At 55.7% G+C, this 15,384-nt stretch carries 11 protein-coding genes; 7 read left to right on the top strand and 4 right to left on the bottom strand.

Translation table 11 applies throughout. The features are described from left to right. Nucleotides 1-42 precede the first annotated feature (42 nt). Complete coding sequence (locus Poly41_RS17935) at nucleotides 43-792, bottom strand: type 1 glutamine amidotransferase (protein ID WP_197231413.1); 750 nt, start codon at nucleotides 790-792, stop codon at nucleotides 43-45. Next, nucleotides 776-2,290 carry a sulfatase family protein gene (locus Poly41_RS17930; RefSeq protein WP_146528088.1) on the bottom strand — a complete coding sequence of 505 codons (1,515 nt, stop codon included), beginning with the start codon at nucleotides 2,288-2,290 and terminating at the stop codon, nucleotides 776-778. The genes Poly41_RS17935 and Poly41_RS17930 overlap by 17 nt, the downstream gene beginning before the upstream one ends. A 423-nt stretch (nucleotides 2,291-2,713) precedes the next feature. On the opposite strand from Poly41_RS17930, the gene Poly41_RS17925 reads away from it, so the two are divergent. Both Poly41_RS17925 and Poly41_RS17920 read left to right on the top strand, forming a co-directional pair. Further along, a complete protein-coding gene (locus Poly41_RS17925; protein ID WP_146528087.1) occupies nucleotides 2,714-4,090 on the top strand; it encodes a 3-keto-disaccharide hydrolase in 1,377 nt (458 codons plus the stop codon). Between the two features lie 398 nt (nucleotides 4,091-4,488). Continuing rightward, nucleotides 4,489-5,352: a hypothetical protein gene (locus Poly41_RS17920; RefSeq protein ID WP_197231412.1), complete on the top strand. Its 864-nt coding sequence runs from the start codon at nucleotides 4,489-4,491 to the stop codon at nucleotides 5,350-5,352. Nucleotides 5,353-5,364: 12 nt separating this feature from the next. Here Poly41_RS17920 and Poly41_RS17915 read toward each other — a convergent pair whose 3' ends face one another. Both Poly41_RS17915 and Poly41_RS17910 read right to left on the bottom strand, forming a co-directional pair. After that, a complete protein-coding gene (locus tag Poly41_RS17915; RefSeq protein WP_146528085.1) occupies nucleotides 5,365-6,330 on the bottom strand; it encodes an ABC transporter permease subunit in 966 nt (321 codons plus the stop codon). Beyond that, nucleotides 6,327-7,262, bottom strand: a complete 936-nt coding sequence (locus Poly41_RS17910; protein WP_146528267.1) for an ABC transporter ATP-binding protein — start codon at nucleotides 7,260-7,262, stop codon at nucleotides 6,327-6,329. The genes Poly41_RS17915 and Poly41_RS17910 overlap by 4 nt, the downstream gene beginning before the upstream one ends. Nucleotides 7,263-7,395: 133 nt before the next feature. Here Poly41_RS17910 and argJ point away from each other — a divergent pair, with 133 nt between their 5' ends. The 5 genes from argJ to Poly41_RS17885 all read left to right on the top strand — a co-directional run bounded on the left by argJ (nucleotide 7,396) and on the right by Poly41_RS17885 (nucleotide 15,069). Continuing rightward, nucleotides 7,396-8,589, top strand: coding sequence for a bifunctional glutamate N-acetyltransferase/amino-acid acetyltransferase ArgJ (gene argJ / locus Poly41_RS17905; protein WP_231615750.1), 1,194 nt, complete (start codon nucleotides 7,396-7,398; stop codon nucleotides 8,587-8,589). A gap of 19 nt (nucleotides 8,590-8,608) precedes the next feature. Then, a complete protein-coding gene (locus Poly41_RS34175; RefSeq protein WP_197231411.1) occupies nucleotides 8,609-10,918 on the top strand; it encodes an alpha-L-fucosidase in 2,310 nt (769 codons plus the stop codon). A 124-nt stretch (nucleotides 10,919-11,042) separates the two neighbouring features. Further along, entirely contained in the window at nucleotides 11,043-12,557 is a 1,515-nt protein-coding gene (locus Poly41_RS17895; protein ID WP_231615749.1) for an alpha-L-fucosidase, read from the top strand. Nucleotides 12,558-12,627: 70 nt separating this feature from the next. Continuing rightward, the gene (locus tag Poly41_RS17890; protein WP_146528084.1) at nucleotides 12,628-13,326 is read left to right on the top strand and encodes an AIM24 family protein; all 699 of its coding nucleotides are present in this window, start codon (nucleotides 12,628-12,630) and stop codon (nucleotides 13,324-13,326) included. A 249-nt stretch (nucleotides 13,327-13,575) separates the two neighbouring features. Beyond that, entirely contained in the window at nucleotides 13,576-15,069 is a 1,494-nt protein-coding gene (locus Poly41_RS17885; RefSeq protein ID WP_146528083.1) for a sulfatase, read from the top strand. The last annotated feature ends 315 nt before the right edge of the window (nucleotides 15,070-15,384 follow it).

Here is a 15,384-nt window from a genome sequence, read left to right as displayed (position 1 = left end):
AAACTCATGAGAGAGAAAGTGGAGGTTGGGCACGCTCGAAGTTTACTTCGGAGCGGACGGTTTGTCTTGATCCGACAAAAAATGCGCAAGAAACTGAACCAACCAAGCTCGCTGCGTCGGCAAATGCACCGCAGCGCCCTCGGTGATTTGCTGCTCGGATTGCACAAACAGCGATGGCGATCGGCAAAGTGGCGAGACGGCCAGGAAAATCTCGATCGTCCGCGGAGTCGCCTCCAAATGAAATTGAAAACCGAAGACACGGTCGCCGACCGCAAAACCTTGGTTTTCTGTGGCGTCCGATGCAAACAACCGGGTGGCACCGTGGGGAAGATCGAACGTATCACGGTGCCAATGCAAGGCAGTGAATTGATCCGGCAACACGCTGGCGGCCCCCGTTTGCCGGCCGACACGGCGAACCGGATGCCAGCCCACTTCGGGGCCGCGATTGCGCCGCACTTCGGCTCCGAGCGAAAGGGCCAATACCTGAGCCCCTTGGCAAATTCCAAGCACCTTTCGGCCGCTTTGGACAAACCATCGCATCAGCGACTGCTCCGTTTCGACCCATTCGGGGCGGACGAAATCGGGATCGGTCAAGCTAATGCCTCCGCCGAAGGACATCAACACATCGGCGTCACTTTGCGCAGGGATCGCGTCACCACGGTCCATCCGCAGCACCTCCATCGGACAGCCAAGTTCCCGGGCGACCTCGGACACCGCACCGGGGGGGTCGGCTGCATCGTGCTGAATCGCCAAGATTCGCGTCGGCCTCTTTGGCTTAGCGGTCGTCGCCAACGGCATACTCTTGTTGAAGTCGATGCAATTCCTCGAGCAGCGACGATTGGATGCTCGCGTACGCAGGATCGCCATAAACACTGTGGAGCTCGTTGGGATCTTTGTCCAAATCGAACAGTTCCCAATCGTCCAGTGATTCTCCCTCGAGTGCATAGAAATGGATCAACTTGTGTCGCCCGTTCGTGACTCCAAAGTGTCTCGCAACGTTATGCGCACCTGGGTTCTCGTAGTAGTGGTAGTAGAACGATTGACGCCAATCGCTCGGCGTTTGACCCTTGGCAATCGGGACCAAACTGCGGCCTTGCATGTCGGCCGGAATCTCGACGCCCGCGATACTCAAAAACGTTTCTGCGAAATCGAGATTCGAGACCATGTCGTTATTCGTTGTGCCTGGCTTCACGACGCCTGGCCAGCGCATCAGCAGTGGAGTTTTGAACGATTCTTCGTACATCCACCGCTTGTCAAACCAACCATGTTCGCCCAAGTACCACCCTTGGTCACTGCTGTAGATCACGACGGTGTTGTCAGCCAATCCGGCTTCCTCCAAGTAGTCGAGCACTGCACCGACACTGTCGTCGACGCTTTTGACACAGCGAAGGTAGTCTTTTACATAGCGCTGGTACTTCCACTGGATGATTTCCTTCTCGGTCATGTTCTCGCGGTTCTTCAAGTACGCTTCGTTCTTTGCACGGTAAGCCGCGTCCCAAACCTTGATCTGATCGGGATTCATCGACGAATGACCGGTCAACTTTAGGTCATTCGATGTCAGATGCTCCTTGACGGTCATCGCCTGTCGTGACGCCGATTGGGTACGGCCGGAATAGTCATCCCAGAGGGTTTCGGGTTCCGGAATCGTCACATCATCCAGCCAGTTGAGGTACTTGGGTGCTGGCATCCAATTTCGATGGGGCGCCTTGTGTTGGCACATCAACATGAAGGGTTTGTTCGGGTCACGTTTTTCTTTGAGCCACGCAAGCGATTTGTCGGTGATGATCTCGGTCGTGTAGCCGGTATGACGACGGGTGACCGGATTTCCATCGTCCCCCGCCGTGATCATCGGCGGATTGTAGTAGGGGCCTTGGCCTTTCAGGACATCGTAATAGTCGTAGCCTTGGGGGGTGCTGCCAAGATGCCATTTTCCAACGATGGCCGTTTGGTACCCATTCGCTTTGAGCAACTTGGGAAACGTTTGCTGATCCCCGTTGAATCGACCACGATTGGTGCGAAATCCGTTCAAATGGCTGTACTTGCCAGTTTGGATGACCGCTCGCGAGGGTCCGCAAATCGAGTTGGTCACGTAGCAGCGATCGAATCGCATCCCGTCCGCCGCAATCCGGTCCAAATTCGGCGTCGTGACCCGAGCCGGATCATAGGCACTGAGAGCCTGCTCGCAGTGATCATCCGTAAAGATAAAGACAATATTGGGCGGATCGGCGGCTTGTGCGAACAGGGAAGCGAGACAGCCGAATGAGACGGCAAGCAAGGCGGGTTTCGTCATGATTTCGTGGGAGAGTGCAAAGGAGGGGGTTGAAGACGTGGCGATCATGATACCGCGCCGAAATGACGCAGGGGATAACCGTCCATCACATTTTACCGTCCTGTGTCGTGTTTTGAACTCATAATTCCATCGACTACCGTAGCATCGGCGCCCGATGCGAATTAATCTGGTTCCTTGCGGAAGATCACGCTCCGGCGTGCTGTTCTCGCATACTGCGAGAAATCGCTGTCGGATTTCCACGTGTGAGCGGCAAGGCGCTAGCCGCCGGTTTTGTGCTAGAGAACCCTGTCCTCGTTCACCGTTGGCTAACGCCATTCCGCTCACTTATTTCCCGCACGTTGCCCAGCCGCTACGGCGACGACCAAGCCGTTGCCCCTGCAGTGTCGCTACCCATCCCCCCAAACTCCAATCCCTGCCTCGACCATGAACCGATCCTTGTGCCGTTCTCTCGTCACCGCGTCCTGTTTCACCCTCTCGTTCGTCTTGCCGTCGGTGTTCACCGCTGAAAGCTCAGCGCAAGAACCCACCGGCAAGGGAACGGTCTACACCGAAGCACCGGAAAACGAGCCTAGCTTTCCCTTGATGGGCGAGTTCGCTGGTGAGATCAAGTTAGAGGATGCTGAACCGCAACGGATCGCAATTCAAATCCGTCCTTTTGGCAAGGACTCGTTTGAAGCGATTCATTACAACGGAGGACTGCCGGGGGAAAACACAAAGAGTGAAGCCTCAGGGGAGCCGCTGCAATTGATCGGTCGCCGCAGCGACGAATTCGTCATCCTGTCGGGTGGCCCCTATGTGATTGTGGTTGAGAAAGACGGCTGTATCGTGGTCGATCGCAAAGGAAACCGAATCGGCGTTTTGGCACGCGTTGTTCGTCAGAGCCCCTCGATGGGAGCACCGCCACCCAAGGATGCGATGGTCCTATTCGATGGCTCGTCAACGGATCAGTTCACCGCCGCTCAAATGAATGAAGCGGGGCTGCTCACCCAAGGCGCCACGATCAAACCGATGCTCCAAGACTTCAACCTGCACCTTGAGTTTCGATTGCCCTACATGCCCGAGGCCGATGGCCAGTCACGCGGCAATAGCGGCATTTACCTGCAGAGCCGCTACGAGTGCCAGATCCTTGATTCGTTCGCAACGCTGCCGGTCTTCAATGGCCTTGGCTCGCTCTATCGCTTCCGCACGCCCGACTTCAATATGGCGCTCCCACCACTCGCGTGGCAAACCTATGACATCCAATTCACCGCTCCCCGCTGGGCAGCCGACGGCACGAAGATTCGCGGTGCGCATGTCACCAGTTGGGTGAACGGGGTGAAGGTGCAAGACAACATCGAACTGCCATCGCAAACCGGTCACGGAAAAGACGAAGCCCCCACGCTGCTGCCAACGCTGATTCAAGATCATGGCGATCCGGTTCGTTTTCGAAACATCTGGATTGTCGACCGAGGTTTGTCGAGCGGTGAATTCCCGATCTTCCCAACCCAGGAAGAGCTGGATGCACTGAAAAAGCAAGAGCAGGAGAAAATCGAGCAACAGAAAAAGGCGGCCCAGAAGAAAGCCGCACGCGAGCAAAAGGAAAAAGAACGAAAGGCAAAGGAGGCACGAGAGGCCAAGCAGGAAGCCGAGCAGGCCAAGCAGGAAGCCGAGCAGGCCAAGATGAAAGCCGAACAGGCTTTGAAAGAAGCCGCCAAACAAGCCAAGCAGGAAGCCGAGGCGAAAGCCACAGAAAAGGTGACTGAAGTAGCGGCTGAAAAGGCCGCAGTTACAGAACCAGCTGCGGAAACCGAAGCGGAATAGCCCGGCGTCTAGACGCCGACCACGCGAGTGGTCGCAGGGGGTAGCCGGGGGTTTGAGCGGAGCGAACACCCCCGGACACGGAGGCGCCCCCCACACACACCGACCGCGGAGCGGTCGCAGAACCTCCGTCTGCCCTCTGCGATCCCGCCAGGATCGGCTTGGCGTGACCGTTGTCCGTGGGCATCGCTTGCGCTCAGCCCACGGCTATCCCTACCGGGATCAGCCCCCCCTGCCCATCGAGTTCTCGATCTTGACGTCACGGACCCATGTGTTACAGTTCGTAGCGTTACGTGCCGTAGCGATAAGGGTGACCGATGTCGATCAAGGGGAAACCGCCGCTGAGCTCATTTGAGAACAACGTGATGGCGAGGGCTCGGATGCCGCGACTCAGAATTCGCATGTTGCAGATCCTCGATGCCTCTTGGCCCCAGACGCAGCGCAGGCGAATCGTAGGCACTTCGAAACTGCTCTGCATGATCACGGTCGCTGCGATACTCGCCGCCAACCTGAGTTCGTCCCGCGAGACGCATGCAGCGGAGCCCCAGGCAAATGAAACCACGACTGACCCGATCGGCCACCGCAACACGTTCTCGATCGCAGGCAGGGTGGTGGATGAAGCGGGAACGGGGTTAGCGGGGATCGAGTTGCGGTTGATTGTCGCTGACCAGCGCCCGTCCCCTCGAAACCGATTTCCCTTCAATTGGCAAATGATTGAATCGGGACGCCCCGACAAACGAGGCCTTGTTCGGCAGTTGCTGCTAGGAAAGACCGACCTCGATGGCCGCTTCGTTTTCAACCAGGTCCAACCGGGCAAGGACATCGAGTTGGCGTACTGGGGCCAAGACGTGGCAAGGGGCCGCCAAACGAGCTTGGAAGATTTGAGTCCGAACGAACGACGCAACTTGATCGTCCAAACGGTCGCGGGGGGGACGATTCATGGTAAGTTTGATCCAGCGTTGTACTTGATTGACGAACTCACCTTGAGCGGAATCGACGGGACCTTTCGCCCTCAATCAACGGATAACAGCACGCGCTACGAGTTTACCGGTATCCCGGCTGGAGTTTACAAACTGCGGATCTTGTGTGTGGAAGTGAATGAGAAAACCGATGCAGCCGCATTCATGACCTCGCAAATGGAATACACGATTCCCCTCGTCGTGAAATCGGGTGCGACGCTAACCGTGGAACTGGATGGGAACGCCCCCTCGCCCGTCACGGAGGTTACGGCTGCGGTTGCCCCAAAGGCCGAGCAAGCGGAATAGGTTCCGGCACCGCTACAACGGCGCTGGCAAGTCTCGCTTGTTGAAACAGACCACCGCGCCGACGTAGCATGTGGTGCCAAGCCCCAACAGAATCAACGGATAGACCAACGGCGGCAGCGTCATGTCGAGCAGCGGATGCGTCAGGGTCCATGGCGCCGCGAGCCCCTCCTTCGTCACGATCGAGGTCATCTTCTGTGGCTTGTAACAACTGAAGAACGTCATCGACAACAGATAGCTCAGCGATTCGGCTGCCTTGCCAAGCCCAAACATCACCATTTGTAAAATATAGAAAGCCACAGTGGCTCCGACCGTTCTCCAGCGGTAACGGTCAATGCTGCTGAAGAAAGTCGCCAGCCCCAAAACAAAGTAGCCGAACGAGAACAAATGGAACGTCGATGCAGCATACGTCTGCACGTCCACTCGATCTCGGAGCTCAAGCGTTTGCGTCTGAGGTTGGTCGACCGTTAAAGGGATGTCAATTCCAATGATAGGTATCCGCACCGTCGGTGGGGGTACCGTTTCCTCGACGCTGGTTGCATAGACACCAGCCCCCACGCCAGCCCAAACCAACAAACTCAACAGAGCCAAGCCCAAAATCGACACCGTTGCATGCGAAAGCAACAATTGCGTGCGGCTGATTGGTTGAGACAACACCATTTCGAGAGTTCCTCGGCCGAGCTCGCCGCTGACCACGTCACTACCACGAGAAATGCACCAGATCACGATGCAAAGAATCACGATCGGTTCATCGAACGTCATCCCGACTCGACCGGTGTAGGTGAACAACGAATCGAATTCGATCGGCGCGAACTTTTCGAATTCACGAAATTGTTCCAAGATCGTTTGAAACTGCCCCATGTCCAACAAGCTGACGACCCACACGCGGATCCATGCGAACGCGAACAGTGCCGCCCCGCAGGACAGGAATAACAACGACGATTGGCCAATGTACTTTTTCAACAAGACACGATGGATCACGACGACACCTCCGCGGTTTCGATCGCAGCATCATTGCCATCGAAATCACTGCAATCGAACGTTTCGCCATCATGCACGGCGTCATAGACCGTTCGAAGCCCAAACGGCTCAAACCGAATATTCTTTAAACGCAACGAATCGATCCACGTCAAAATCGGCCCCAGGTCACCGGCCGTGTCGATTTGAACCCGTGTGTTTCCCGACGAAGTGCGGTGCGTGTGGAGGCTCACTTGATCGGTTAAGGAACTCGGCACGTCGATCGGCTCGTCCGACGTGATTGCCGTCATCCGGTGACGTTGGAACAAGTCACTCATCAATAATTGGTGGGCTAACCGGCCATGTCGCAAGAAAGCGACTCGATTGCAGGTGTCTTCGATTTCGCTCAACACATGCGACGACAACATCACCGTCCTGCCCGCATCACGAGCTTCGACGACAAACCGCAGCACCGTCGCTCGCACCGTTGGGTCCAAGTTTGCCGTCGGTTCGTCGAGGATCAACAGTGGAGTTTGGGGGCCCAGCACGACGGAGAGGGCGAGTTTCTGTCTCATCCCCGTGGACATGAAGGCCACACGGGTCTTGGTGTTCAATTCCAGACTTTCGGCGACTTCACGGCTACGATCCAAGTCACCCAACGGATGCATCTCGGCAAAGAACTTCAACACTCCGTCACCCCGCATGTGGCGGGGCAGCCTCGCGTCACCCGGAAGGTACGTAACGTGTTGCCGCACCGCGACCGAATCGGCCACGGGATCAACCCCCAACACTCGGCACTGGCCGCCGGTGGGGTGCAAGTAGCCGAGCAATAGCCGGATGAGTGTGGTTTTGCCAGCACCATTGGGTCCGAGCAAACCAAAAATATCGCCACGATGAACCCGAACCGTACAGTCCGTCAATGCGTCGAAGTCGCCGTACCGCTTTGACAGCCGCATGCAAACCAAAACGTCGTCGCCGAGTGGCTCGGTCGCTTGCTGCGGGGCTTGATTCCCCTTATTGTTTTCCAAAGTCAATTCGCTGTTTTCGGTTCGTGTTTCTGTTCTTGGTGTTCTGCTGAAGAGGCATTCTGTGTCGAAATCGTCAATCTACCTTCCCGCTGGTTTTCGGTTCGCGGGGGTCACCTGCGGCATCAAAGCAAGCGGCAAGCCAGACGTCTCACTTATTGTATCCGATCGTCCACTGGTGGCAGCCGGGGTTTACACGACAAACCAGATCGTTGCCGCACCGGTGGTCCTGTGTCGGTCTCGGACCCCCTCGTCAACCGTTCGTGCCGTCGTCACCAACAGCGGCAATGCGAATGCGTGTACAGGCAGCCAAGGTGACGCGGACGCAAAAGCGATGTGCGCCCATGTTGCCTCACTCGTCGGGTGCGATGAAACCGACGTGCTTGTGATGAGCACGGGGGTGATCGGCAAACTGCTGCCGATGGAAAAAGTGAAATCGGGAATTGAACACGCGGTGGCTGAGTTGGCCGATCGCGAAGAGGCCTTTTTCGCAGCTGCCGAAGCGATCCGCACAACGGACAAGGATCGCAAAACCGAATCGCGTGAACTGGAACTCGGTGGCGAATCCATCCGCATTGCGGCGATGGCCAAGGGAGCTGGAATGATCGCGCCCAACATGGCAACGATGCTGTCGGTCATTTGCACCGACGCATCGATCGAACCCAAGGAAGCGAATGCGATGCTACGCAGGGTTGCACGCGTGAGCTACAATCGTGTCAGTGTGGATGGCCACACCAGCACGAACGATACCTTGTTGCTGCTGGCGAGCGGCACAGGAACACCGCTGCAAGGTGATTCGCTTTGTCTTTTCGAACAAGAGCTGACCGAATTGGCGATCCAGTTAGCCAAGCAGTTGGTCGAGGATGGCGAGGGAGCGACCCATGTGATGCAGATTCGCGTCACAGGCGCGACGAACGATGCCTCGGCGGAAACGATTGCGAAAACCGTTGCGGCCAGTCCGTTAGTGAAGACCGCGATCACCGGCGGCGATCCCAATTGGGGACGCATGGTTTCGGCCGCGGGATACGCCGGTGAACCGATTGAACCGGCAAAGGTATCGCTTCGCGTTTGCGAAGAATTGATTTACGAAAATGGCACGCCACTCAAATTCGATGCTGCGTCATTAAGTGCCACCATGAAAGAGCATCCGCAGGTTAACCTTGATCTTTGCGTTGGTGGTGGAAACGGCGAAGCCGTGTATTGGTCAAGTGACCTGACGACCGACTATGTTCGCTTCAACTCGGAATACACGACCTAGGTTCAAAGAGATAGGCATCATGTTCTTTCAGCAAGTTCTTTCCGTCTTCGTTGTGCTCGCTGCCCTCGGGCACGTCCAGCTCCATGCCCAAACGGACGAAACCCTCAATCTGGAGCGGGGCCTCGTCGGCCGCGACGACCTTGTCTACTTCTGCAATTTCGAGACGGACGATTGGTCCGAGGATTGGAGCGGCTTTGGTCATCGAAAAAACGTTCGATTGGTTGATTCAAACTTGTCGGAGCACTTGACGAGCGATTGGGATGGGCGTTGTTTGGAAGTGGAGATCCGAAAGGGGGAGCACTATGGAGCCAGCGGCAAGTTGCTCTTTAAGAAACACCTCGGTTACGAACCCGAAGAGCTTTACGTCCGGTTCTACACCTGCTTTGCCGAGGACTTCGTCGGCCGAGACGGCAGCGAAGGTTACCGAGGGAAAAACCCTGGATTCGACGGCACTTATGACGTCGAGGGCTGGGGAGGAAGACCGAATTCCGATGGAACCAAGGGCTGGTCGTGTCGGGGTGCCTGTGACGCTGATAACGACTCCCAACAAATACACCTCGGGTTCTATTCCTATGAAGTGAAAACCGGCGATTACAAGTATGGAACGACGCTGAAGTTCAACAAACCCATCAAACCGGGAAATTGGTATTGTGTCGAACAGTACTTGAAGCTGAACACGCCCGGAAAAGCGGATGGGATTGCGAGAGCATGGATCGATGGCGAACCCGTTTTTGAAAAGTCGGACTATTTGTGGCGTAATACGGACAAGCTGAAGATTGAAAGCTATTGGGTGGACTATTACCGGGGTGGCAAGACCCCCGCCAGTCACGACCACCATGTCTATTTGGATAACCTCGCGATCGCCACGGAAAAACGGCTTGGTGAGTTTACACCTCCGCTGAAACGGAGTGTGGATACCGACACGAAGCCGCATCGTGCATCGTCGCCTAAGTTGTCGCGTGAGTCGTTGCTCGATTTTGTCAACACGCGATACCACGCTTACTTTCACTACAACATGTGTACGTTCAAAAACATCGCAAGCGACGAACCGCAGGGACGAGCCTATGGTGATGATCCAGCGACGCTTTGGAGTCCTACCGGGTTGGACTGTGACCAGTGGGCGCAGGTTTGTATCGACAGCAAAATGGCTGGCGGTTGGTTGACGACGAAACACCATGGCGGTTTTTGCTTGTGGGATAGCCAAGCGACCGATTACGACGTGGCATCGTCGAACGTGAAGACCGATGTCGTCAAAGAATTCACCGACGCATTTCGTAAACGTGGACTCAAAATTGGGTTGTATTATTCGATTCTTGATTACCACCATGGCGTCGAGAATGGCGAGGTGACTCGCGAGGAAATCGAGTTCCTAAAAGTTCAGCTCCGCGAACTGCTGACCAATTATGGGCCCATTGATTACATGAATTTCGATGGATGGTCGACGTGGCCCACCACTCCCGATTTCGACGATGTGCCGTATGCGGAGCTTTATCAAACGGTCAAAGCGATCCAACCCGATTGTTTGATCGTCAACCACACCTATGAATCAAACCTTGCTCACGCGGATGTGCCCTTCGCTGATGCGGCCGGACGACGCTATCCGTTTCATCCCGATTACCTGCGGCCTACGGCAGCTTCCGACACGCTGCAACGGGGTTGGTGGTGGGACAACAACGAGGACTACGGTGTCCGAAAGAGCGTCGATTATATCCTCAAACAGCTTGACAGCTACAACTCGCACCATTCCGTTTATGTGCTGAATGTTTCTCCCAATTCCGGAGGTCGGTTGCCGGACGATGCGGTGCAGCGTTTGACCGACGCAGCCAAGCAGTGGACCCCACTGCCACCGCTCACCGAAGCGGGATCGAACTGGGGATTTCAGTACGAGGTCGGAAACAACTTGGCGTTTCACTGCCCCGCAGCTCAATCAAGCACGCACGATTTCATTCGCGACAAGCGAGCCTACCCAAGAGCCGAAATCGCACTCGACGGCGTCACGGAAGGCAACGGCTTGATGGAGCAAACATCGATGACCGCGGTCGAGGATCACCCCTGGTGGCAAGTCGACCTGACGCGATCCTGTGTCATCGAGCAGATTGACCTGTTCGGCCGCACCGATCTCGATACCTCTGAACAGCAAACGGTCGTGGTTTCGATCCTGGACGCCCAAGGTTCAGTTGCATGGCAAAAAACGATCCCGATGCCAACCGGCGATCCGACGATCTTAGAGCCGGGACGCTTGAGCGGTAGCAAAGTTCGAATCGAGTTGGTTGGGAACGGATCGCTCGCGATCGCGGAAGTGATCGTCAGGGGTGAGCCAGCCCGATAGTCGGCCGCTTTCAAGTTGAGAGCCAACAGGAACAGGGCTGCCCTTTTTCCTCATATTGATTACGCTGTTATCGTTCGTTACCTGCCGCAACTCCGTTTTGGTCCAATCAAAAAAAGGCAATCCCTTGTCGCGAATCGTCCTCATCCTGATGCTTTCTGTTTCATGGTTCTCCGTCGCATCGGCTCAGCAAGATGCATCGGTCGATACCGACCAGGCAGCGAAACAAGAAGAGTCCCTTTGGCAAGCGATTGACAACCGCGACACGCCCCAGTGGTGGAAAGATGCGAAATTCGGCATCTTCATTCATTGGGGCCCCTACTCGGTCCCTGCCTTTTCAAAAGTTGGCGCTTATTCCGAATGGTATTGGAACGATCTAGCAAACCCGAAACGAGGCGCCCACTCGCTCGTCAAGACGTTTCATGATCGCGTCTATGGCGAACGCTTTACCTACCCCGATTTCGTCCCCCTGTTTACCTGTGAGATGTTCGACCCCCAACAGTGGGCAGAGGCGTTCGAGCAGTCTGGGGCAAAGTATGTTGTGCTGACCTCAAAGCATCACGATGGCTATTGTTTGTGGCCGAGCGCCGAAGCGGACAAATCGTGGGGACGACCGTGGAGTAGCACCAACTCGGGACCCGGCCGGGATTTGCTTGGCGAACTGACCGATGCTGTTCGCAAAACCGATGTCAAAATGGGGATCTATTACTCGCTCTATGAATGGTACAACCCACTCTACAAGGCGGACGTCGACGTTTTCGTCGACCAGCATCTGATTCCTCAGTTCAAAGACGTTGTCGAGAAGTACCAACCGGCGGTCGTCTTTTCTGATGGTGAATGGGATCATCCCGCTGCGAAGTGGAAATCGGCGGAAATGCTCACTTGGTTGTTCAATGAATCTCCCTGCAAAGACGAGGTGGTCATCAATGATCGCTGGGGCAAAGGCGATCGTCACAAACATGGCGGTTACTACACGACAGAGTATGGCGCGGGCTTGCCCAACGGTGAGAAACCTTGGGAAGAGAACCGCGGGATGGCCCATTCCTTTGGCTACAGCCGCACCGAACGATTCGAAGACTACAATTCCACGGAAACGCTGGTTCTGATGCTCGTCGATATCGTCTCGCGTGGCGGAAACTTCTTGCTTGACATCGGCCCTACCGCTGACGGACGGATCCCGCCTTTGATGGAGCAGCGGTTGGCCGAAATTGGCGATTGGCTTGAGGTCAACGGCGAAGCCATTTACGGGACTACTCCTCATGCACAAACGTGCCAATGGACCGATGGTGAACAACCGCAGCTCAAAACCGGCAACTTCCGAGTCAAATATGACGTAACGACCTTTTTGAAGGGAGAGCAACAAGGGGTCGCTCGGAAAGAGGTCGTTTACACGCGCAAGGGCAAAACACTCTACGCGATTGCTGGTTTGCTACCCGATGAAAAACTTGTCTTGAAAGGAATCAAAGCCAGTCCGGATGCGGTCGTGTCGCTGCTGGGTGTTGGCGATCTTTCGTGGCAACAAGCAGGCGAGGACCTCGTCATCACGATGCCGAAACTCAACCCCTCGAAAATGCCTTGCCAGCATGCCTGGACCTTTAAGGTGAGCGAGACGGTCGGGATCGGCTACAATCACGGTTCATAGGCGATGCCTCTTCCTGGGGGAGGCTCGTCGTTCACTTCTCGCCAGGTCTAGGTGAAGCACGAGGGAAAAAATGATGGAGAACCGGTACTCGCTCGAAGCATTCTTGGAAAAAACAAAGGATCGCGATTTAGGTCAGGGGCTCTTTGAGCTTGAATCGGAACGAATGCTGGACATCAATCTCAACGGTGAAGTTTGGATCAAGATGGGTGCCATGGTGGCGTACACCGGCCAGGTCAAGTTTGAGCGTGAAGGGGTTTTATCGCGGGGAATCGGAAACCTGCTGAAAAAAGCGGTCTCGGGTGAAGGCACGGCGTTAACGAAAGTTTCAGGTCAAGGCTCCGTGTTCTGTGCCGATGCCGGTAAGAAGATCACGGTCCTACAACTCCAAGACGAAGCGATCTGCGTCAACGGTAACGACTTGTTGGCGTTTGAGATGTCGCTCGATTACAACATCAAGATGATGAAACGGATGACCGCAGTCTTGGCGGGCGGATTGTTCAATGTTCGGTTGCAAGGGACAGGGATGGTCGCTGTTACCACGCACTATGACCCCATGACGCTGCCGGTGACGCCGTCGCAACCGGTCATCACCGATCCCAACGCGACCGTGTTGTGGTCCGGAAACTTGGAACCGGAATTGAAAACCGATTTGCAATTCAAGACCTTCCTCGGCCGAGGCTCGGGTGAATCCGTGCAACTGCGTTTCCAAGGCAACGGATTCGTCGTGGTCCAACCTTACGAGGAAGTCTACTTCCAACATGGCAATTAAGAACCGCCCGTTTGGGCAGGGCTGACGGGACGCATCGACCGTTCCTTTGGCGGTCGCGACAGGTAACGATGGCCAACGCGTCAGAGTTGTTTTTGTAGTAGATTAGCATCGCGGGATCAATAACGAACGTAGTGGACGAGGCCACGAGTCCTGCAACGCGGGACTCGTGGCCTCGTCCACTACCAAAGTCGTCACCTGTTGTTCACGCGATGCTTAAGGCATTCACCATTCCAACACGAGAAACTCCTCATGCTTCATCATACTTCCCCTCGACACCCCTTTCCTGTAGGGCACTTTGGAGCAAGGTTGCTCCTTGTTATCGCGTTGTTTTCCTGCTGCACGGTTGTTGCGAACGCCGTCGAATTCAGACCACCCAACGTCGTTGTTTTTCTTGTCGATGATTTGGGCTACATGGATATTGGTGCCAATAATCCGAAGTCGTTTTACGAAACACCCCATGTCGATGCGCTAGCCGATTCCGGCATGCGTTTTACCGATGGCTATGCAGCGAATCCGGTTTGTTCACCGACGCGGTTCAGCCTGATGACCGGTCGGTATCCATCGCGAGTCGATGCCACGAATTTCTTCAGTGGCGCGCGGAGCGGTAAGTTCGATCCCGCACCACTAAACAACAACATGCCGCTCGATGAGACGACGCTTGCCCAAGTGTTGAAGTCAAAAGGCTATGCGACGTTTTTCGCCGGAAAATGGCATCTCGGAGAAACGGAGGAGTACTACCCGCAGAATCGTGGTTTCGACATCAACATCGGTGGCTATAGCAAAGGTGGCCCGTACACGGGAAATCGGTACTTCGCCCCGTTCAAAAATCCTCAGATGGCGGAGGAGAGCCCGGAAGGGGATCACCTTCCCGATCGCCTCGCGCGAGAAACAGCCAAGTTCATTGACGATAACCACGACAAGCCTTTTTTTGCCTACCTCGCCTTTTACTCGGTGCACACTCCGCTGATGGGCCGCGCCGACCTTGTAGAGAAGTACAAAGCCAAAGCGGCCACCATCGAGGGGGCTGAGTTTGGGGACGAAGAGCAAGTCTTTGGCGACAAGCCACGTCAGGTCCGCACGTTGCAAAAGCACGCGGTCTATGCCGCGATGGTCGAGGCCATGGACGAAGCGGTTGGCAAGGTGCTCGGGCAACTCGAAGCATCGGGTGTCGCCGACGAGACGATCGTGATTTTCACCTCGGACAACGGCGGCCTTTCGACCAGCGAAGGTTCACCGACGAGCAACTTGCCGCTACGCGGTGGCAAGGGTTGGGTTTACGAAGGTGGCATTCGCGAACCGTGGATCATTCGCTACCCCGGCATGACAAAACCCGGCACGCTGAGTTCACAGCCGATCTGTTCGATCGACCTGCTGCCGACGATCGCTTCCGCAGCGGGGGTGAAGCTTGCGCAAGAGGTTGACGGTGTGGATCTCTTACCGCTGCTGAAGGGGGATGCGCTGCCGAATCGTTCACTGTTTTGGCACTACCCTCACTACAGCAACCAGGGCGGCTTCCCAGGTGGAGCGGTTCGCGAAGGCGACTTCAAGTTGGTGGAACGCTACGAAGACGGCCGAGTTCATCTGTACAATTTGAAGGAAGACCTAGCCGAACGAAACGACCTCGCCGCCCAGCATCCGGAACGGGTTAACGAAATGCGAGAGCGTTTGCATGGCTGGTATCAAACGGTCGATGCGAAATTCCTTCAAAGGAAAGGCGACGGCCCCGAGCCTTGGCAACCGTAGTTCCGCCAAGCGTCACCAAAATCAAACAGGTAGAACAACGATCTGCTCGTGGGCAGTTGAAACGTGAGCGACAAGGCGCTAGCCGTCGGTCCTGTTGCACGAACACCCGCGGCTATCGCCTCGCGGCTCACGGAAAGGGTGTCGATCTCATTTAACGCGCGGGGTGTTTTGGACACATGGAAGCGACATTGAAATCGCCTTGTGTGTGCTCCTTTTTGTCGATGCACCGTGGCGGATCGTCGCAACCAGGCGAATGGTCCTGTTTTCTTGGCTGGGGAAATTTGTGCCTCGGACCGCCGTGGCAATACAATGCAA

This window comes from Novipirellula artificiosorum (assembly GCF_007860135.1).
Taxonomy (GTDB): Bacteria; Planctomycetota; Planctomycetia; order Pirellulales; family Pirellulaceae; genus Novipirellula_A; species Novipirellula_A artificiosorum.
This window is presented reverse-complemented; position numbering and strand designations above follow the sequence as displayed.

Coding starts and splice junctions, on each gene's coding strand:
- Poly41_RS17925 (WP_146528087.1), top strand. CDS start 2,714: ATGAACCGATCCTTGTGCCGTTCTCTCGTCACCGCGTCCTGTTTCACC.
- Poly41_RS17920 (WP_197231412.1), top strand. CDS start 4,489: ATGTTGCAGATCCTCGATGCCTCTTGGCCCCAGACGCAGCGCAGGCGA.
- Poly41_RS17885 (WP_146528083.1), top strand. CDS start 13,576: ATGCTTCATCATACTTCCCCTCGACACCCCTTTCCTGTAGGGCACTTT.
- Poly41_RS34175 (WP_197231411.1), top strand. CDS start 8,609: ATGTTCTTTCAGCAAGTTCTTTCCGTCTTCGTTGTGCTCGCTGCCCTC.
- Poly41_RS17890 (WP_146528084.1), top strand. CDS start 12,628: ATGATGGAGAACCGGTACTCGCTCGAAGCATTCTTGGAAAAAACAAAG.
- Poly41_RS17910 (WP_146528267.1), bottom strand. CDS start 7,262: ATGCGGCTGTCAAAGCGGTACGGCGACTTCGACGCATTGACGGACTGT.
- Poly41_RS17930 (WP_146528088.1), bottom strand. CDS start 2,290: ATGACGAAACCCGCCTTGCTTGCCGTCTCATTCGGCTGTCTCGCTTCC.